Origin of the sequence: Actinosynnema sp. NPDC020468 (assembly GCF_040642015.1) — a bacterium.
GTDB lineage: Bacteria > Actinomycetota > Actinomycetes > Mycobacteriales > Pseudonocardiaceae > Actinosynnema.
In genome coordinates this window covers 1-19,320 of the sequence record NZ_JBFAEO010000025.1, presented here as the reverse complement: position 1 = coordinate 19,320, position 19,320 = coordinate 1, and the positions used below count along the sequence as shown (strand labels likewise).

At 72.3% G+C, this 19,320-nt stretch carries 21 protein-coding genes; 19 read left to right on the top strand and 2 right to left on the bottom strand.

Annotation, left to right across the window (positions count from 1 at the left end; genetic code table 11):
- Positions 1-2: 2 nt before the first annotated feature.
- The 9 genes from AB0G50_RS19275 (at position 3) to AB0G50_RS19235 (ending at position 8,032) form a co-directional block, all read left to right on the top strand.
- Entirely contained in the window at positions 3-935 is a 933-nt protein-coding gene (locus AB0G50_RS19275; RefSeq protein ID WP_360110068.1) for a bifunctional riboflavin kinase/FAD synthetase, read from the top strand.
- Positions 936-1,026: 91 nt separating this feature from the next.
- Complete coding sequence (locus AB0G50_RS19270; RefSeq protein ID WP_360110065.1) at positions 1,027-1,509, top strand: helix-turn-helix transcriptional regulator; 483 nt, start codon at positions 1,027-1,029, stop codon at positions 1,507-1,509.
- A 4-nt stretch (positions 1,510-1,513) separates the two neighbouring features.
- Entirely contained in the window at positions 1,514-1,972 is a 459-nt protein-coding gene (locus AB0G50_RS19265; protein WP_360110062.1) for a 2'-5' RNA ligase family protein, read from the top strand.
- Positions 1,973-2,100: 128 nt separating this feature from the next.
- Positions 2,101-2,370: a 30S ribosomal protein S15 gene (gene rpsO / locus AB0G50_RS19260; protein ID WP_360110059.1), complete on the top strand. Its 270-nt coding sequence runs from the start codon at positions 2,101-2,103 to the stop codon at positions 2,368-2,370.
- A gap of 226 nt (positions 2,371-2,596) precedes the next feature.
- On the top strand, positions 2,597-4,846 hold the full coding sequence (locus AB0G50_RS19255; protein WP_360110056.1) for a polyribonucleotide nucleotidyltransferase: 2,250 nt from the start codon (positions 2,597-2,599) through the stop codon (positions 4,844-4,846).
- The gene (locus tag AB0G50_RS19250) at positions 4,843-6,249 is read left to right on the top strand and encodes a pitrilysin family protein (protein WP_360110053.1); all 1,407 of its coding nucleotides are present in this window, start codon (positions 4,843-4,845) and stop codon (positions 6,247-6,249) included. Before AB0G50_RS19255 ends, AB0G50_RS19250 begins: the two co-directional genes overlap by 4 nt.
- A complete protein-coding gene (dapB, locus tag AB0G50_RS19245) occupies positions 6,246-7,013 on the top strand; it encodes a 4-hydroxy-tetrahydrodipicolinate reductase (protein ID WP_360110050.1) in 768 nt (255 codons plus the stop codon). The genes AB0G50_RS19250 and dapB overlap by 4 nt, the downstream gene beginning before the upstream one ends.
- Complete coding sequence (locus tag AB0G50_RS19240; protein WP_360110047.1) at positions 7,010-7,465, top strand: tetratricopeptide repeat protein; 456 nt, start codon at positions 7,010-7,012, stop codon at positions 7,463-7,465. Before dapB ends, AB0G50_RS19240 begins: the two co-directional genes overlap by 4 nt.
- A 210-nt stretch (positions 7,466-7,675) precedes the next feature.
- The gene (locus tag AB0G50_RS19235; RefSeq protein ID WP_360110044.1) at positions 7,676-8,032 is read left to right on the top strand and encodes a PRC-barrel domain-containing protein; all 357 of its coding nucleotides are present in this window, start codon (positions 7,676-7,678) and stop codon (positions 8,030-8,032) included.
- On the opposite strand, the gene AB0G50_RS19230 is transcribed toward AB0G50_RS19235, so the two are convergent.
- A complete protein-coding gene (locus AB0G50_RS19230; RefSeq protein WP_360110041.1) occupies positions 8,029-8,535 on the bottom strand; it encodes a hypothetical protein in 507 nt (168 codons plus the stop codon). The genes AB0G50_RS19235 and AB0G50_RS19230 overlap by 4 nt on opposite strands.
- Positions 8,536-8,556: 21 nt before the next feature.
- A complete protein-coding gene (locus AB0G50_RS19225) occupies positions 8,557-9,099 on the bottom strand; it encodes a GNAT family N-acetyltransferase (protein ID WP_360110038.1) in 543 nt (180 codons plus the stop codon).
- A 246-nt stretch (positions 9,100-9,345) separates the two neighbouring features.
- Between AB0G50_RS19225 and AB0G50_RS19220 the strand changes: the two genes are divergently transcribed.
- The 10 genes from AB0G50_RS19220 to AB0G50_RS19175 all read left to right on the top strand — a co-directional run bounded on the left by AB0G50_RS19220 (position 9,346) and on the right by AB0G50_RS19175 (position 19,213).
- A complete protein-coding gene (locus AB0G50_RS19220) occupies positions 9,346-10,548 on the top strand; it encodes a crosslink repair DNA glycosylase YcaQ family protein (protein WP_360110035.1) in 1,203 nt (400 codons plus the stop codon).
- A 732-nt stretch (positions 10,549-11,280) separates the two neighbouring features.
- Positions 11,281-11,790: a toxin-antitoxin system HicB family antitoxin gene (locus tag AB0G50_RS19215; RefSeq protein ID WP_360110032.1), complete on the top strand. Its 510-nt coding sequence runs from the start codon at positions 11,281-11,283 to the stop codon at positions 11,788-11,790.
- Between the two features lie 10 nt (positions 11,791-11,800).
- Positions 11,801-12,685 carry a DUF4097 family beta strand repeat-containing protein gene (locus AB0G50_RS19210; protein ID WP_360110029.1) on the top strand — a complete coding sequence of 295 codons (885 nt, stop codon included), beginning with the start codon at positions 11,801-11,803 and terminating at the stop codon, positions 12,683-12,685.
- Between the two features lie 69 nt (positions 12,686-12,754).
- The gene (locus tag AB0G50_RS19205; RefSeq protein WP_360110026.1) at positions 12,755-12,952 is read left to right on the top strand and encodes a hypothetical protein; all 198 of its coding nucleotides are present in this window, start codon (positions 12,755-12,757) and stop codon (positions 12,950-12,952) included.
- A gap of 205 nt (positions 12,953-13,157) precedes the next feature.
- Complete coding sequence (thyX, locus tag AB0G50_RS19200) at positions 13,158-13,910, top strand: FAD-dependent thymidylate synthase (RefSeq protein WP_360110023.1); 753 nt, start codon at positions 13,158-13,160, stop codon at positions 13,908-13,910.
- Positions 13,911-13,914: 4 nt separating this feature from the next.
- Positions 13,915-14,304, top strand: coding sequence for an ACT domain-containing protein (locus tag AB0G50_RS19195; protein WP_360110020.1), 390 nt, complete (start codon positions 13,915-13,917; stop codon positions 14,302-14,304).
- Between the two features lie 228 nt (positions 14,305-14,532).
- Positions 14,533-15,972 (top strand): serine/threonine-protein kinase, encoded by a 1,440-nt coding sequence (locus AB0G50_RS19190; protein ID WP_360110017.1) that lies wholly within the window; start codon positions 14,533-14,535, stop codon positions 15,970-15,972.
- 10 nt (positions 15,973-15,982) lie between these two features.
- On the top strand, positions 15,983-16,603 hold the full coding sequence (locus AB0G50_RS19185; protein ID WP_360110014.1) for a TIGR03085 family metal-binding protein: 621 nt from the start codon (positions 15,983-15,985) through the stop codon (positions 16,601-16,603).
- Between the two features lie 37 nt (positions 16,604-16,640).
- On the top strand, positions 16,641-17,537 hold the full coding sequence (dapA, locus tag AB0G50_RS19180) for a 4-hydroxy-tetrahydrodipicolinate synthase (protein WP_360110011.1): 897 nt from the start codon (positions 16,641-16,643) through the stop codon (positions 17,535-17,537).
- Entirely contained in the window at positions 17,534-19,213 is a 1,680-nt protein-coding gene (locus AB0G50_RS19175; protein WP_360110008.1) for a ribonuclease J, read from the top strand. The genes dapA and AB0G50_RS19175 overlap by 4 nt, the downstream gene beginning before the upstream one ends.
- The last annotated feature ends 107 nt before the right edge of the window (positions 19,214-19,320 follow it).

Here is a 19,320-nt window from a genome sequence, read left to right as displayed (position 1 = left end):
CCGTGCAACGCTGGCGTGGACTTGACGACCTACCGGGCGGCTGGGGCCGCTGCGTCGTGACCATCGGCGTGTTCGACGGTGTGCACCGCGGGCACCAGCAGCTGATCGGCCGCGCGGTCGACCTGGCGCGGGAGCGCGGTGTGCCGAGCGTGCTGGTGACCTTCGACCCGCACCCGTCCGAGGTGGTCCGGCCGGGCAGCCACCCGGCGCAGCTCTCGAGCCTCCGCCGCCGCTCGGAGCTGGTGGAACAGCTGGGCGTCGACGTGTTCTGCGTGCTGCCGTTCACCGTCGAGGTGTCGCGGATGCCCGCGGACGAGTTCGTGCACGAGGTGCTGGTCGACCGGCTGCACGTGGCGGCGGTCGTGGTGGGGGAGAACTTCACGTTCGGCAGCAAGGCGATGGGCACCGTCGACCTGCTGCGGACGTTGGGCAGGCGGTTCGGTTTCGTGACCGAGGGGGCGGATCTGGTGACCGACGACGGCGTGACGTACTCGTCCACCTACATCAGGGCGTGCATCGACGCGGGCGACGTGGCCGCCGCGGCGCAGGCGCTCGGCAGGCCGCACCGGCTGGAGGGCATCGTCGTGCGCGGCGACGGCCGCGGCCGGGACCTCGGCTTCCCGACCGCGAACCTGTCGACGGCCCGGTTCGCCGCGGTGCCCGCCGACGGCGTCTACGCGTGCTGGTTCGTGCACTCCGACGGCCGCCGGCTGCGCGCCGCGGTGTCGGTCGGCACGAACCCCACGTTCTCCGGCCGGGAACGCCGGGTGGAGGCGTTCGTGCTCGACGTGTCGGAGGACTTCTACGGGCAGCGCGTCGCGCTGGACTTCGTGGAGCGGCTGCGGGGCATGGAGAAGTTCGACGGCGTCGAGGCGTTGATCGCGGAGATGCACCGGGACGTCGGCAAAACCCGCGATCTCCTTGCGGACTCGTGAACGGTTGAACCACCTGGGTGGAACCGCCCTTGCCCCTCGCCTCCACCTGGCAAGATGCCCGGTACGTCGAGCGGGCTAGGGAGAGGCGAAGGTGGAGGACCACAAGATCGTCCAGCGCAACCTCGCGTTGCAACGCGAGTGGTACGGGGAGCCCTTGGGGGACCGGGTGCGCCGGTTGGTGGTGGCCTTCAACGTGTCGCAGGCGCAGCTGGCGGACGTCCTCGGCATCAGCGCGCCGATGCTCAGCCAGGTGATGAGCGGTCGGCGGGCCAAGATCGGCAACCCGTCGGTGCTGGCGCGGATGATCATGCTGGAGCGCAAGGTGCTGACGCCCGACGTGTCCACGGGCGCGCCGGAGGCGTTGCAGCGCGCGCTGGACGAGGTCCGCGAGTCGAAGCCGACGGTGAGCCGCGACTCGTTGCCGCTCACCGGCAGCGAGGACGACGAGGCCTCGGCGCTGGCGTTCCTGCGCCGGGTCGCCGACCGCCGCGAGCTGTCCCAGGCGGCCGACGTGCTGGGCGAGGACTTCCCGACGCTGTCGGACCTGCTGCGCCGCGCGGGCAAGGTCCGCTGACCTGTTGAACTTCGTCACGATGGCGTTCCCGCCGCCGCCCGTGGTGGCCGCGCTGCGCGCCGTGCTCGACCCGGTCCGCCGCGCCCGCCCGGACCACCGGTGGAGCGCTCCGGAGCGCTGGCACGTGACGCTCTGCTTCCACGGCGACCGCGACCCCGGCGGGTTGCCGGACCTGTCCGACGTCGTGGCGCCGACGATCCGGCTCGGCGACTCGGGCAGCTTCCCCGGCGTGCTGTGGCTGGACGTGCTGGGCCCGCTGGAGCCGCTGGCCCGCCGGGTGGGCGCGGACGAGCGGTGGCGTCCACATCTGACGATCGCCCGGGGCGCGCGCGACGAGGTGTGGCCGCGCGTGGCGTTCGAGGGTCCCGAGTGGACCGTGGACGAGGTCGTGCTGGTGCGCACGGGCGCCGGCGCGGGGTACGAACCACTCGTCCGGGTGCCCTTGAGCACGCCTAACGACTAGTCGGTAGCAACTACTGGTAACCTCGACAGTTGGGTCTGGCTGCGGTCCGTGGCGGCCAAGACCGACTACCCCGGGTACACCCACCGGGGCCGCACGGAACAGTCGCAGGTACAAGGAGTAGCGGTAACGTGGCACTGACCACCGAGCAGAAGAAGACGATCCTCACCGAGTACGGCGTCCACGACACGGACACCGGTTCGGCCGAGGCCCAGGTCGCGCTGCTGAGCAAGCGCATCGCCGACCTGACGGAGCACCTGAAGAAGCACAAGCACGACCACCACTCGCGTCGTGGCCTGCTGCTGCTGGTCGGCCGTCGCCGCCGGCTGCTCAACTACCTCCAGAAGGTGGACATCCAGCGCTACCGGACGCTCATCGGGCGTCTCGGCCTGCGCAGGTGAGACATGCCGGAGGGGAGTGACCACCAAGGTCACTCCCCTTCGGTTTCAACGCAAAAAAGACGAGGGACGCACGCGCGGCGCACGGGACGACAGTTCGCCGGTCCTCGGTAGTGGCCCCCTGGCCGCGGTACACATCCCAGGGGACTTCGATCGAAGACCGGCCTCGTCCGAACCGCGCTCCCGCGGCGGAAGCGCGCTGCGCCCCGCAGACGAGGAGATTTCACGCATGACGGACACCGAGGTCCACGAGACTTCAGCCTTGATCGACAACGGTCGGTTCGGCACCCGCACCATCCGCTTCGAGACCGGCAGGCTGGCCCGCCAGGCCGCCGGCACCGTGGTCGCCTACCTGGACGACGAGACGATGCTGCTGTCGGCGACGACGGCGTCGAAGCACCCCAAGGAGCAGTTCGACTTCTTCCCCCTCACGGTGGACGTCGAGGAGCGGATGTACGCCGCGGGCCGGATCCCCGGCTCGTTCTTCCGCCGCGAGGGTCGCCCGTCGACCGACGCGATCCTGACCTGCCGGCTGATCGACCGGCCGCTGCGCCCGTCCTTCGTGGACGGCCTGCGCAACGAGATCCAGGTCGTCATCACGGTGATGAGCCTGAACCCGGCCGACCTGTACGACGTCGTGGCGATCAACGCCGCGTCCGCGTCGACGCAGCTGGCCGGCCTGCCGTTCTCCGGCCCCATCGGCGGCGTGCGGGTCGCGCTGATCGAGGGCCAGTGGGTCGCGTTCCCGACCCACGAGCAGCTGGAGAAGGCCGTGTTCGACATGGTCGTCGCCGGCCGCGTGGTCGGTGACGACGTCGCGATCATGATGGTCGAGGCCGAGGCCACCGAGCGCGTGATCGACCTCGTCGCGGACGGCGCGCAGGCGCCGACCGAGGAGGTCGTGGCGGCGGGTCTGGAAGCGGCCAAGCCGTTCATCAAGTCGCTGTGCGACGCGCAGGCCGAGCTGGCCCGGGTCGCGGCCAAGGCGACCGGCGAGTTCCCGACGTACCCGCCCTACCAGGCCGACGCGTTCGAGGCCGTCGAGCAGGCCGGTTCGGCCGACCTGGCCCAGGCGCTGACCATCGGCGGCAAGCAGGAGCGCGAGAGCCGCATCGACGAGGTCAAGGCCTCGGTGCTGGACAAGCTCGCCGCGCAGTTCGAGGGTCGCGAGAAGGAGGTCGGCGCCGCGTTCCGCTCGCTGACCAAGAAGCTGGTGCGCCAGCGGATCCTGCGCGACAAGGTCCGCATCGACGGCCGCGGCCTCACCGAGATCCGGTCGCTGTCGGCCGAGGTCGAGCTGATCCCGCGGGCGCACGGCTCGGCGCTGTTCGAGCGCGGCGAGACCCAGATCCTGGGTGTCACCACGCTGAACATGCTGCGCATGGAGCAGCAGATCGACTCGCTGTCCCCCGAGACGCACAAGCGCTACCTGCACCACTACAACTTCCCGCCCTACTCGACCGGTGAGACCGGCCGCGTGGGCTCGCCGAAGCGCCGCGAGATCGGGCACGGCGCGCTGGCCGAGCGGGCGCTCACGCCCGTGCTGCCCAAGCGCGACGAGTTCCCCTACGCGATCCGCCAGGTCTCCGAGGCGCTGGGCTCCAACGGCTCGACCTCGATGGGCTCGGTCTGCGCGTCCACGATGTCGCTGCTCAACGCGGGCGTGCCGCTGAAGGCGCCGGTGTCCGGCATCGCCATGGGCCTGGTCTCCGACGAGGTCGACGGCAAGACCGAGTACGTCGCGCTGACCGACATCCTCGGCGCCGAGGACGCGTTCGGCGACATGGACTTCAAGGTCGCCGGCACCAAGGAGTTCGTGACCGCGCTCCAGCTCGACACCAAGCTCGACGGCATCCCCTCCGAGGTGCTCGCCGCCGCGCTGGGTCAGGCCCGCGACGCGCGCCTGACGATCCTGGAGGTCATGGCCGAGGCCATCGACCGCCCGGACGAGATGAGCCCGTTCGCGCCGCGCGTGACGTCGGTCAAGATCCCGACCGACAAGATCGGCGAGGTCATCGGCCCGAAGGGCAAGATGATCAACTCGATCACCGAGCAGACCGGTGCCGACATCTCGATCGAGGACGACGGCACGATCTACGTCGGCGCGGCGGACGGCCCGTCGGCCGAGGCCGCGATCGGCCTGATCAACGCGATCGCGAACCCGCAGCTGCCGAAGGTGGGCGAGCGCTTCCTGGGCACCGTGGTGAAGACCGCGGCGTTCGGCGCGTTCGTGTCCCTGCTCCCGGGCAAGGACGGCCTGATCCACATCTCCAAGCTGGGCAACGGCAAGCGCATCGGCAAGGTGGAGGACGTCGTCAAGGTCGGCGACAAGCTCCGCGTTGAGATCGCCGACATCGACCAGCGGGGCAAGATCAGCCTCGTGCTGGTGAACGAGGACGCGGACGCGGCGGCTCCGGCCGACGCCCCGGCCGACGCGCCGGTGCAGGACGACGTCCCCGCCGAGTCCTCGGCGCAGTGACGAAGGCGTTCACCGGGACGGCCGCGAGTGCCACTGGCACTCGCGGCCGTCCGCGTGGCGGCCGGCTCGGGCACCTCCAGCGGCCCGGCAGCACCCGCGTGCTCGAGCAGAGCGACGCGGGCGTCGTCGTGAAGCGCAGCATGCTGCCGTCGGGCCTGCGGGTGGTCACCGAGCAGATGCCCGGCGTGCGGTCGGCGTCGGTGGGGCTGTGGGTCCAGATCGGCTCGCGCGACGAGCGCCAGTCGGTCGCGGGCGCGGCGCACTACCTGGAGCACCTGCTGTTCAAGGGCACCGCGCGGCGGACCGCGGCGGCGATCGCGGAGGAGATCGACGCGGTCGGCGGCGAGCTGAACGCGTTCACCGCCAAGGAACACACGTGCTACTACGCGCACGTGCTCGACGAGGACCTGCCGTTGGCCCTGGACCTGGTGTGCGACGTGGTGTTCGAGGCGCTGTGCGAGCCGCGCGACTTCGAGACCGAGCGCGGCGTGGTGCTGGAAGAGATCGCCATGCGCGACGACGACCCCGAGGACCTGCTGCACGACGCGTTCCTGGACGCGCTGCTCGGTTCGCACCCGCTGGGCCGACCGGTGCTGGGCACCGAGCAGTCCATCGGGGACATGGACCGCGACGCGCTCTACGGGTTCTACCGGCGGCACTACACGATGCCCAGGATGGTGCTCGCGGTCGCGGGCAACATCGAGCACAACCACGTGATGCGGTTGGCGCGCAAGAGGATCGGCGAGCGGCTGGACCGGACGGGGTCGCCGGTGGCGCCGCGGGTCGGCCGCGCGCGCATCCCCGCGTCGCGCAAGCTGGTGCTGCACAGCGACGACACCGAGCAGGCGCACCTGATGCTGGGCGTGCGGGCGTTGGACCGGCACGACGAGCGGCGGTTCGCGCTCAACGTGCTCAACGCGGCGCTCGGCGGCGGGATGAGCTCGCGGCTGTTCCAGGAGGTCCGGGAACGGCGCGGGTTGGCCTACCAGGTGTACTCGTCGGTGGGCCTGTACGCGGACGCCGGCACGCTGTCGGTGTACGCGGGCTGCCAGCCGGACCGGTTGGGCGACGTGGCGGGCGTGGTGCGCGACGTGCTGTCCACGGTGGCCGCCGAGGGCCTGTCCGACGCCGAGGTGGCGCGCGGCAAGGGTCAGCTGCGCGGCGGCCTGGTGCTGGGCCTGGAGGACACGAGTTCGCGGATGTCGCGGATCGGCAAGGGCGAGGTCAACTACGGCGACTACCTGTCGGTGGAGCAGACGCTGGACCGGATCGACGCGGTGACGGCGCAGGACGTGGCGGTGCTCGCACGTGATCTGTTGCGGCGACCCGTCGCCGCGGCCGTGGTCGGCCCTTACGCTCACGCCGACGACTTGCCGCCCCAGGTGCACGAGGTGATCTCTTGACCGAGCGTTCTTCCGACCGACCGATCCGCGTGGGCGTGATCGGCGCGCGTGGCCGCATGGGCGCCGAGGTGGTGCGCGCGGTCGAGGCCGCGGCGGACACCGAGGTCGTCGCGGCGATCGACGCGGGCGACGCCCTGGCGGAGCTGTCCGACGCGGGCGCGGAGGTGGTGGTCGACTTCACCCACCCCGACGTGGTGCTGGACAACCTCCGGTTCTGCGTGGACAACGGCATCCACGCCGTCGTCGGCACGTCCGGCTTCGACGAGGCCCGACTGTCCGCGGTGGCCGGTTGGCTCGAGGAGAAGCCGGGGCCTGGCGTGCTGATCGCGCCGAACTTCGCGATCGGCGCGGTGCTGTCGATGAGGTTCGCCGAGGTGGCCGCGAAGTACTACGACACGGCCGAGGTCATCGAGTTGCACCACCCGCGCAAGGCGGACGCGCCGTCGGGCACCGCCGCGCACACCGCTCGGCTGATCACGCGGGCGCGGGCGGAGGCCGGGCTCGGCGCGATGCCGGACGCGACGACGCAGGAGGCGCCGGGCGCGCGCGGCACCCTCGTGGGCGACGTGCGGGTGCACTCGCTGCGGGTGGCCGGGATGATCGCGCACCAGGAGGTCGTGTTCGGCACCGGCGGCGAGACGCTGACGCTGCGGCACGACTCGCTCGACCGGACGTCGTTCATGCCGGGCGTGCTGCTGGCCGTGCGGTCGGTCTTCGACCACCCGGGGTTGACCGTCGGGCTCGACCAGTACCTGGACCTGTGAAGACGCGCACCACGGCCTTCCTGATCACCGCCGCGCTGGCGGTGTACTTCGTGCTGCTCGGCGGGCGGGCGTTCGCGCTGTTCGGCACCGGCTCGCCGGTCGGGATCGGACTCGGCGTCGGCGTGCTGGTGCTCCCGCTGATCGGCGTGTGGATCGCGTGGACGAACCTGCGCTTCGGCTTCACGACCGAGCGGATGGCGCGGCGGCTGGCGGACGAGGACGGGCTCCCCGACCTCTCCGGGCTGCCGCGCCGCCCGTCCGGCCGGGTGGACCGGGACGCGGCGGACGCGTGGTTCGAGGAGCGCCGCGCCGAGGTGGAGTCCGCGCCGCAGGACTGGCGGACGTGGTTCCGGCTGGCGCAGGCCTACGACCTCGCCGGTGACCGCGGTCGGGCGAGGGAGACCATGCGCAAGGCGATCGAACTATTCCAAGAACCGACGAATCGGGTGTAGTTCTGCCTGGTGAGGCCAAGTTCATTCGGTCTTAACGCCTTCTTGCTTTGGATCGTTCGGCGCGGCGCTCTACTGTGAGTACGTGCGACACCACATTGCGAACCTCCGGCTGACCATCGCCCTGCTCGTGATCGCCACCGCGCTCGGTACCTCGCTCGCCCTCACCTGACCCGGTGACGCCCTGGTTGACCCGCGCCCCACGGGGTAATGATGGGTCCACAGGAGGGCTTCGACATGGACGCGGTGGAACGGCTGTACGAGTGCGACGTCCTTGACCGGCACGGCGACCGGATCGGTCCGGTGACCGGGGTGTGGCTGGACGGCGTCAGCGGCCGTCCGCTGTGGGCGGCGGTGCGCACGGGCGAGGACGAGGCGTTGGTGCCGATCCGGGGCGCCCAGGTGCGCGACACGCGGCTGGTGCTGCCGGTCGAGCGGCACGAGGTCGAGCACGCGCCCCGGGTCAGCGGGGACTCGCTGTCCGATCGGGAGCAACTCGACCTGTACGACCACTACGGACTCACCCTGAACGCACCGGGGTCCACGCTCGTGCGTCACCCCAAGGGTTAGTGCCACCACCCTGCCATCACGGCCGGTGACGCGGCGAGGAAGCTGAACCGGGCGAACCGGCCGAGCACGCTCGTCGTCACGAACACGCTCGAGGACATGCCGGCGAGACCCGCGAGCACCGTCGTGAACATGAACGGCGGCAGGCCGACCACCGAGCTGACCGCGTGCGTGCCGAACATCCAGTGCGGGTGCCGGTGGCAGCGCACGCGCACCCATTCCAGGCGGTCCTTCCACTTCTGCCGCCACGGCGACAGCGCCTTGCGCTCCCGGGCGGGCTTCTCCTTGCGCTTGAGGAACGCCGGGAGGTGCAGCTTCCCGCGCGCGGCGAGGAAGTAGAACATCTTGCCGAGCACCTGGCCGAGCGCGACCGCGAGGCCGATCCACCACCACGAGATGCCCGGCTGTTGGGTCACGAGACCGAGGACGAAGACCTCGATGCTGATCAACGGCAGCATCGCGGAGCCGAACGCGACTCCGAACGTGAGGCACAACCACCCGAACACGTGACCCACGCTACCGGTGCGCTAGCCCGCCGACGGTGGGGTCAACCCCCCGGAAACCCTGATTTCGCGGACTGGCCTTCCGCCGGCGTCCAAAGTGCGCACCGTGCCGTCGGCGGACCAGCCCGCGCGCTCGTAGAAACCGCGCGAGGACCGGTCGGCCTCGGGCACCCAGGCGATCCCCCTGGTCGCCCCCTCGGCGCGGAGCGCGTCGGCCGCGTGCGCGAGCAGCCGGCCGCCGTGACCGCGCCGACCCCAGCGCGGCTCGACCAGGACGGTGAGCACGGCGGTGGTGGCCGCGTCGTCGGGCACCTCGCCCGCCGCGGTCGCCACCTCCTCGGTCGGCGCCCGGCCCGCGACGCAGAACCCGACCAGCCAGCGCCCCTCGGTCGCCACCAGCACCTGACCGCCCTCGACCGCGCGGGCGAGGGAGGCGGTCGCGTCGACGGCCGCCAGCACGTCGGCCGGCAGCAGCGCGGCGTAGGCGGTGCGCCAGGTGTCGCGGTGGATGCGGGCGATCTCCGCCACGTCCTCGGGCTTCGCGGTGCGGACCGCGGCTTCTGCCATGCGGGCACCCTAGTGACCCGGACGGGTGGGGCTCGCGGGTGGGCGAGGTCTCGGTGGGCTCTTCCCGGTGGCGCGCCGGGGTTTCGCGTTGGCGCCGGGCGGTGCGCGTCGCGGATTTCGGCGTTCTCGTTCGCACGACGGCGTTTCCGGGTGCTCCGGTCGGTCTCGCCGGTGGTGCGCGAACGGCGGGCGTCGGTCGACCCGGAACTGTCGTACCCCGGTGGCAGTATCGCGGTCGTGCAGAAGATGAGCGCTGACGTCGCCCGCCGGATCGCCCTGGCCGCGCAGGGGTTCGCCGACCCGCGTCCGGTCGGCGAGCCGACGAGGCGGCACCTCCAGCGGGTGCTGTCGCGGGTGCGGCTGCTCCAGCTGGACTCGGTGAACGTCGCGGTGCGCGCGCACTACATGCCGGTGTTCAGCAGGCTCGGCGGGTACGCGCCGTCCCTTGTGGACGAGGCGGCGTGGTCGCACACCGCGCGCCGGCCGCGGCTGCTGGTCGAGACGTGGGCGCACGAGGCGAGCCTGGTGCCGGTCGGGGACTGGCCGCTGTTCCGGTCCGGCGCGAAGAAGCCGGGGTGGTGGCTCGGGTACACGAAGATCGCGCAGGATTCCGGGCTGGTCGAGGACATCCTGGCCGTGGTGGAGGAGCTCGGGCCGATCGGCGCGGGCGCGATCGAGAAGGCGCTGGCCGGTTCCGGGAAGCGCGGCGGCGACCAGTGGGGGTGGAACTGGTCCGAGGTGAAGAAGGTGTGCGAGTACCTGTTCGGCGCGGGGGTGCTGACGACCGGGTCGCGGCGCAGCTTCGAGCGGTTGTACGACCTGGCCGAGCGGGTGCTGCCGGCGGCCGTGGTGGCGCGCGAGGTGTCGGCGGAGGAGGGCGCGCGCGAGCTGGTGACACGGGCGGCGACGGCGCTGGGCGTGGCGACCGAGACGGACCTGCGCGACTACTACCGGCTGCGGCCCGCGCGGTCGCAGCAGGCGGTGGCCGAACTGGTGGCCGAGGGCGTGCTGGAGCCGGTGGAGGTGGTCGGCTGGGGCGCGCCCGCGTACCGGCACGTCGAGGCCCGCGCACCGCGTGCGGTGACGGGCGGCGCGCTGCTGTGCCCGTTCGACCCGCTGATCTGGGAGCGCGCCCGCACCGAGCGCATCTTCGGCTTCCGCTACCGCATCGAGATCTACGTGCCGGAGCCCAAGCGGGTGCACGGCTACTACGTCTTCCCGTTCCTGCTCGACGGCCGGCTGGTGGGCCGGGTCGACCTGAAGGCGGACCGGGCGGCGGGGTTGCTGCGCGTGCAGGGTGCGTACGCGGAGCCGGGGGTGGACGAGGCGCGGGTGGCGGTGGAACTGGCGGCCGAGTTGCGCCGGATGGCGACGTGGCTCGGGTTGGGCGACGTGGTGGTGACGCCCAGGGGCGACCTCGCGCCGGCCCTGAGGGCGGTGGTGCGCTGACTTCTTGGGCGACGAGGGTCGGCGGTTCCGCGCCGTTGCGAGGCCGGAACACCCGCGAGGCGATGCCGGGGCACGAGGTCGGGGTGGCGGGCACGTGTCGGCCGTTCGATGGCCGCGCGTCGAGGCTGTGGGGCGCGGCGTGGCGAGGCTTGCCGTCCTGCTGTTCGAGGCGGGGGAGAACGGGTTGCGGCCGAGGTCTGCCGCGGAGGAGCACCGCCGCGCGACCGCGTCGGGCACCCGGCGGGCGGGTCGACTTGGTGTGGACCGCTTTCCCGGTGCTCGGTGCGGCCCTGGTGCACGGCGTGAGGCGGCGGCCGGGTAGGTCGCGGGCCAGGCGTGCTCGCCCGCGCAGGGCCAGGGCCCGGGCGACCCCCCGGACGCGCCCCTCGGAGGCACCGCCCGGAGACGCCGCCCGGGGAGGCACCCCCTGGAGGCAACCCCGGACGTGCCCCCGGAACGTGCCCCCCGGAGGCACCCCCCAGGAACGCACCCTCTGACACGCACCCTCTGACACGCACCCCCAGAACGCACCCCCGGTCGGCGTGCCACGGGCGCGCGTGGGCACCGGCCCGCGGGCGCGGGCGACCTGTTCCCTCGACGGCCTCTGGCGGCCTTCCCACGTCGCGTGACGCCTGTCTGCCGCCACCATGACGGCGTGCTGACGGCATAGCGCTGTCAGGTTGCGTCACCACGGCGCTTGACTGACACCACGACTGCTGTCATGGTGGTGTCATGGACCTGTCGCCCTACATCGCAGCACTGCGCGAGGACCTGGCGACGGCCGCTTCCGCCGGGGACGAAGACACCCGCCGGACCGCGGCCGTGCTGTCCGCCGCGCTCGAGCCGGCCGCCCGGCTCGCCATCATGAACGCGTTGTCCGACCTCGCGGCGGAGGTGACCGCGTCGCTCGACGGCACGGTCGTCGACGTGCGGTTGGACGGCCGGGACGTCCAGGTGGTCGTCACCGGCGCGCCCGTCCGGGAGGAGCCCGAACCCGAGCCGCAGGAGGTGCCCCGGCCCTCCGCCGGAGACGCGACGCGGATCACGTTGCGGCTGCTGGACGAGCTGAAGTCGAAGGCCGAGCAGGCCGCCGCGTCGCAGGGCATGTCGCTCAACACGTTCGTCGCGCAGGCGGTGCAGGGTGCCGTCGGCGGCCGCAGGAGCCACCACCACAAGGGTCACCGCGACCACCGCGACCGGGACGGCGGCTCGTCGTCCGTGCGCGGCTGGGTCCAGGGCTGAGGGGGACGTCGTGGACACCGATGTCGTGCGCCGGCAGAGCTTCGAGGGCTCGGAGCCGGTCGAGATCGACCTCGCGCTGTTCGCCGGCCGGGTGCACGTGCACCTGGTGGACGAGCCGGGCGTGCACGTGGAGCTCAAGCACGAGCCGTCGGCCGGCGAGTCCTGGACGGCCGGCCTGAACGGGATCCTGAGCTGGGTCAACGACCAGTTCGGCGGCGCGCGCGGTCAGCAGGCCGGCACCGGTGACGCGGTGCGCGACGCGCTGGTCGAGTTCGAGGAGAACCGGCTGGTCGTGCACTCGTCCAAGGCGCTGCCGCTGCGCGCGGTGCCGCTGTCGGTCGTCGTGCGCGCGCCCTCCGGCTCCACGGTGATCGCCAAGGCGGGCGCCGCGGACGTCACGGTCACCGGCGCCGCGGCCAGGCTGGAGATCCAGACCGGCACCGGCGACGTCACCGCCGACCGCGCCGAGGCCGCGTCCCGGGTGGACTCCGGCTCCGGCAAGCTCCGTCTCGGCCCGATGCTGGGCGGCCTGCGGGCCAAGACCGGCAGCGGCGACATCGAGGTGTCGTCGGTCGGCGGCAACACCGTGCTCTACACCGGAACGGGTGATGTCTGGCTCGGCGCGGTACAGCACGACGTGCAGGTCCGCACCGGCAGCGGCGACGTGACGCTGGCCGACGCGGCCGCGGGTCGGGTCCAGCTGGGCACCGGCAGCGGCGACGTGCGGATCGGCGTGCGCCCCGGCGTGGCCGCCCGGATCGACCTGCGGTCGAGCACCGGCAAGGCGCGCAGCGAACTCGACGTGTCGGACACCCCGCCCGAGGGCGACGCGGCGCTGTTCGTGACCGGTCGCACCGGGAGCGGCAACGCGCTGGTCACCACCTCGACCAGCTGATCGGACCCCGCGGCGCGCGCCCCCGACGCGCGCCGCGGGCCTCGTCGGAAGTTGACGGACGGCACTGCCATGCACTCCCTCGACCTGCGCGCACTGCGGTTCCTGTACCGCGTGCACCTGGCGTCCGCGCCGCCGGCGGGCGCCCAACCCGGCCAGGAGCGACTCGACCGCGGCGGCGAGGTCGTCCTCGGCCTCCGGAGCGGACCGGTGGACCGCGTGGACCGGGTCGCCGAACCGGCTCGCGGCGGCGAGGACGGCCCGGGCTGACCGCCGAGCGGCCGCCCGACGCCACCCCGTCCGCCACGATCCGCACCACGTCCTCGACCGGCCCCGCCACGTGCTCGTCCACCACGGCGCTGCGCTCGCGCACCGGCACCTCGTGAGGTGCCGGCCGCGCGGGTGCGCGAACGGCGGTGGACGCGGTGGGCTGGGCCATGTGGTCGCACCCGCGTCTTGGTTTAGGGTTCGGCCCATGGTTGGAACCGTGGGCCTGAACGTGCAGTTGATCGCGAAGACGGAGTTCTTCCCGCCGGAGGACGTCCCGTGGTCCACCGACGCCGACGGCGGCGAGGCGCTCGCCGAGTTCGCGGGCCGCGCGTGCTACCAGTCGTGGAAGAAGCCGAACCCGGTCACCGCGACGAACGCGGGCTACATCAAGCACATCATCGAGGTCGGCCACCTGTCCGTGCTGGAGCACGGCTCGGTCAGCTTCTACCTCTCCGGGCTGTCCCGGTCGCTCACCCACGAGCTGATCCGGCACCGGCACTTCTCGTACTCGCAGCTGTCCCAGCGGTACGTGCCCGAGCGCGACGCGAACATGGTCGAGCCGGACGTCATCGCCGACGACCCCGAGCTGCACGAGCTGTTCGCCAAGGCCGCGCAGGCGAGCGTGGACGCCTACACCGAGCTGCTCAAGGGCCTGGAGGAGAAGTTCTCCGACGTGCCGAGCGCCACCCTGCGCCGCAAGCAGGCCCGCCAGGCGGCCCGCTCGATCCTGCCCAACGCCACCGAGACCCGCATCGTGGTCACCGGCAACTACCGGGCGTGGCGGCACTTCGTCGCGATGCGCGCCACCGAGCACGCCGACGTGGAGATCCGCGCGCTGGCCGTGGAGTGCCTGCGGCAGTTGCAGAAGGCGGCGGCCAACGTGTTCGCCGACTTCGTCGTGTCGACGCTGCCGGACGGCACCGAGGTCGCCTCCAGCCCGCTGGTCACCGAGGGCTGAGCGGGTGAAGCGGCTGGTCGTCGACGTGCGGCCGGGTGAGTACGCGGTCGCCCGACTGGCGCCCGACGCGCCCGTGCCGGTGGAGGTGTTCCGGGCCGACGGCCTCGTGTCGGTCACCCGGACCCCCGCCGAGCTGTCCGTGGTGTGCCCGGCGGAGCACGCGCCCGAGGTCGTGACGGCGCAGCCCGGCTGGCGGTTGCTGACCGTGCGCGGTCCGTTGGAGTTCACCCTGACGGGGATCATGGCCGCGCTGTCGGGTGAACTCGCGGCGGCGGGGGTGAGCCTCTTCGCGCTGTCCACATACGACACCGACCACCTGCTGGTGAAGGAGTCCGATCTGGACCGCGCGGTGGCCGCGCTCACCGCGGCCGGACACGAAGTCACGAATCCGTGAAACCGAACGGGCGCGCCGCCGGTCTGAAGTAGCGTTCCCGGCCGTCCCGGGTTCGGTGGAGGAGAGCGGAACGTGACTGCTGGTCCACATGGTGTCAACGCGCAGCCCAACGGCGGTCCGCCCGGGGGGCAGCCGACGGGTGGTCACCCGACGGTGGGTCATCCGGCTCCGGTTGGTCCGCCGACCGGGGGTCAACCGGTCGGGTCACCGCCAACCGGACCGCCGGGTGTGCCGGGCGGTCCGCAACCCCGCGTCATCGCGGGCCGCTACACGCTGCTCTCCGAACTCGGCCGCGGCGGCATGGGCGTCGTCTGGCGCGCCCAGGACAACGTGATCGGCCGGCACGTCGCGATCAAGGAACTGCACCTGCCCGACGGCATCGCGCACGAGGAGCGCCGCGTCCTGGAGGAGCGCGTGCTCCGCGAGGCGCGCACCGCGGGCCGGCTCAACGACCCGGGCATCGTCACGGTGTTCGACGTGGTCGCCGAGGGCGGCATGACCTACATCGTGATGGAGCTGGTCGAGGCGCAGACGCTGTCGACGCTGATCAACCAGCACGGCCCGATGCCGCAGGACAGGGTGATCTCGATCGCCATGCAGTCGCTGTCCGCCCTCGAGTGCGCGCACCAGGCGGGCATCGTGCACCGGGACGTGAAGCCGGGCAACCTCATGGTCCAGCCCAACGGCCGGGTCAAGCTGACCGACTTCGGCATCGCCCAGGGCATGGACGACCCGAGGTTGACCACGACCGGCAGCCTCATCGGCTCGCCCGCCTACATGTCGCCCGAGCGCATCCACGGCCACGACTCCTCGCCCGCGTCCGACCTGTGGGCGCTGGGCGCGACGCTCTGCTACGCCGTGGAGGGCGTCAGCCCCTACGAGCGGTCGAGCACCGCGTCCACCCTGCACGCGATCATGAACGAGATGCCGCGGCTGAGCCGGGCGCACGGCGTGCTCGGCGCGGTGATCACCGGTCTGCTGATGCCCGACCCGGCGTCGCGGCTCACCGGACCGCAGGCCCGCGCGATGCTCGAACGGGCCGTCGCGCAGCCCACGCCGCCGCAGGGCATCGGCGCGCCCTCGCACACCATGAACTACACCCAGATGGCCGCCGCGCCACCGCCCGCGCCGCGCAAGCCGTACGTGAAGCCGCTGGTGACCGTCGCGGCCGCGGTCGCGGCGATCGCGCTGCTCGCGGGCGGGGTGTTCGTCGGCCGGTGGTGGTTCACCGACAGCGCGCCCGAGGCGCAGGACGTCACCTACACGTTCGGACGCGACGGCGTGCTGCCCGAGTTCGACCTCAGCTCCGGCCAGTGCGGCGACAACTTCCTGCGCGAGTCGGTGAAGGTCGGCAACGCCTCGTGCGACGAGGAGCACAACGTCGAGGTGTACGCGAACTTCTCGCTGTTCGGCTCGTTCCCCGAGGTCGCCTACCCGGGCGCGGAGTACCTGTCGAAGCTCGGCGAGAGCTTCTGCACGGTGGTGTTCAACTCCTCGCGGGTGCCGCAGGCGGACAAGGAGTCGACGCTGAAGTACTCGGCGGTCGTGCCCAGCCAGGCGGAGTGGAAGACCAAGTACTCCGACAGCAAGGGCTCGCGCGAGATCGGGTGCGTGCTGCGCAACAAGGCGGACTCGCCGCTCGCGAAGCAGGTCTTCGCGGACAAGTAGGCTCGGACCCATGGGCGTCGCACAGGACGAACGCAGGCTGCTCACCGCGCTGTTCGCCGAGGTCGGGCCGGACGCGCCGACGTTGTGCGACCCGTGGCGGACCCGGGACCTGGCCGCGCACCTCGTGCTGCGGGAACGCAGGCCCGACGCCGCGGCGGGCATCCTGCTGGCACCGTTCGCCGGGCACACCGCCCGCGTCCAGGCCCGGTACGCCGCGCGACCCTGGGACGGGTTGCTCGACCTGGTGCGCACCGGCCCGCCGATCTGGTCGCCGCTGCGGCCGCTGGACGAGCCGGTGAACGCCGTGGAGTACTTCGTGCACCACGAGGACGTGCGGCGGGCGGTCGACGGGTGGCGACCGCGGTCACCCGATCCGGTGCGCGACGAGGTGCTGTGGCGCTCGCTGAAGCGGGTCGGGAAGCTCACCTACCGCAACAGCCCGGTGGGCGTCGTGCTGCGCCGGCCGGACGGCGGCGCGATCACCGCGAAGGCGGGCGGCGACCCCGTCGTGCTGACCGGCCAGGTCTCGGAATTGCTGCTGCACGCGTTCGGCCGGGACCGCGCGGAGGTCGAGTACGACGGCCCCGAAGCGGCCGTGGCGGCGGTCCGGACGCTCGACCGGAGTATGTAGTCGCTGGTCGCTGACGGTGACGCGGTAGCGTTTGGCCATGACCGGATGCCCTACCGCTTCGCCGGGCCGCCCTTTCGGCCGCGTGCTCACCGCCATGGTCACCCCGTTCGACGCCCGGGGTGCGCTCGACCTGGACAAGGCGCAGCAGCTGGCGAAGCACCTGATCGACCAGGGGAACGACGGCCTGGTGATCAACGGGACCACCGGCGAGAGCCCCACGACCAGCGACGCCGAGAAGGCCGACCTCATCCGCGCGGTCGTCGAGGCCGTCGGCGACCGCGCGACCGTGGTCAGCGGTGCCGGCACCTACGACACCGCGCACAGCGTGCACCTCGCCCAGGACGCCGAGAAGGCGGGCGCGCACGGCGTCCTCCTGGTGACGCCGTACTACTCGCGGCCGAGCCAGGCGGGTGTCGAGGCGCACTTCACCACCGTCGCGGACGCGATCGGGCTGCCCGTGATGCTCTACGACATCCCGCCGCGCACGATCGTGCCCATCGAGGTCGACACCCTCCTGCGGCTCGCGGAGCACCCGCGGATCGTCGCGGTGAAGGACGCCAAGGGCGACCTGGTCGCGGGCTCCAAGGTGCTGGCCGCGACGGACCTCGCCTACTACTCGGGCGACGACCCGCTGAACCTGCCCTGGCTGTCGGTCGGCGCGGTGGGCTTCGTCAGCGTCATCGGGCACTTCACCGGCGACCGGCTGCTCCGCCTGCTGGACGCCTACGAGTCCGGTGACGTCCGAGGCGCACGCGCCGTGCACGAATCGCTGCTGCCCGCCCTGCGCCCGTTCGGGCGCATGCCCGGCGTCACCTACGCCAAGGCGGCGCTGCGGCTCCAGGGCGTCGACGTCGGCGACCCGAGGCTGCCGCTGGTGCCCCCAACCACCGAAGACATCGAGGCCGTCGAGGCCGAATTGGGAGTCAACGCGTGATCAACCCGAGCTCACCCCCGCCCGCACTGCCCGACGGAGGTCTGCGCGTCGTCGCACTGGGCGGCATCGGCGAGGTCGGCCGCAACATGACCGTGTTCGAGCACGCCGGCCGCATGCTGGTGGTGGACTGCGGGGTGCTGTTCCCCGAGGACGACCAGCCGGGCGTGGACCTGATCCTGCCGGACTTCCGGGCGATCGAGGACCGGCTGGAGGACATCGACGCGCTCGTGCTGACGCACGGCCACGAGGACCACATCGGCGCGGTCCCGTTCCTGCTCAAGCTGCGCCCGGACCTGCCCGTGGTGGGGTCCCGGTTCACCCTCGCGCTGCTCGCGGCCAAGTGCCGGGAGCACCGGCAGAACCCGACGCTGGTGGAGATCACCGACGGCGAGCTGCGCGCGTTCGGGCCGTTCGAGCTGGAGTTCTTCGCGGTCAACCACTCGATCCCGGACGCGGTGGCGGTCGCCATCCGCACGTCGGCCGGGCTGGTGCTGCACACCGGCGACATCAAGCTCGACCAGCTGCCGCTCGACGGCCGGCTGACCGACCTCGCCGGGTTCTCCCGGCTGGGCGACGAGGGCGTCGACCTGTTCCTGGTCGACTCGACCAACGCCGAGGTGCCCGGGTTCGTGGCGCCGGAGCGCGAGATCGGGCCGGTGCTGGAGAACGTCATCCGCAAGGCCAACCAGCGGGTCATCGTGGCCTGCTTCGCCTCGCACGTGCACCGCGTGCAGCAGGTGCTCGACGTGGCGGTGCAGTACGGCCGCAAGGTCGCGCTGGTCGGCCGGTCGATGGTGCGCAACATGGGCATCGCGGCCGAGCTGGGCTACCTCAACGTGCCCGACGGCCTGTTCGTCGACCTGAACGTGGCGATGGACATGCCCGAGGACCAGGTGCTGTTCGTGTCCACGGGTTCGCAGGGCGAGCCGCTGTCGGCGCTGTCCCGGATGGCGCGCGGCGAGCACCGGCAGATCTCGATCAAGGCCGGCGACACGATCGTGCTGGCGTCCTCGCTCATCCCGGGCAACGAGAACGCGGTGTTCGGCGTGGTCAACGGGCTCGCCCGGCTGGGCGCGACGGTGATCCACCAGGGCAACGCCAAGGTGCACGTGTCCGGCCACTCGCCCGCCGGCGAGCTGCTGTTCCTGTACAACGCGGTGCGCCCGTCGAACGTCATGCCGGTGCACGGCGAGTGGCGGCACCTGCGGGCGAACGCGGCGCTGGCCGTGGCCACCGGGGTGAACGAGAAGCAGGTCGTCATCGCCGAGGACGGCGTGGTCGTGGACCTGGTCGACGGCAAGGCCGCGATCTCCGGCCGGGTCGAGGTCGGCAACGTCTACGTCGACGGCCTGTCGGTCGGCGACGTCGGCGAGTCCACGCTGTCGGACCGGCTGGTGCTGGGCGAGGGCGGGTTCATCGCGATCACCGTCGCCATCGACTCGAACTCCGGTCGCGCGGTCGCGCCGCCCACGGTGTCCGGCCGCGGCTTCTCCGACGACCCGAAGGCGCTGGACCAGGCCGTCTCGCTGGTCGAGATGGAGCTGTCCCGCACCGAGGCCGAGGGCATCACCGACTCGCACCGGATCGCGCAGGCCGTGCGCCGCGTGGTCGGCCGCTGGGTCGCCGAGACCTACCGCAGGCGCCCGATGATCGTGCCGACGATCATCCCGGTGTAGGCACCGCCTCCGCGGGGACGGCGCGGCTGCTCGCCACCTGGACGGTCGCCCCCCCCGCCACCAACAACAACCCCCCCGCGGACGGGAGGGCGGGCGAGGCCAAGACA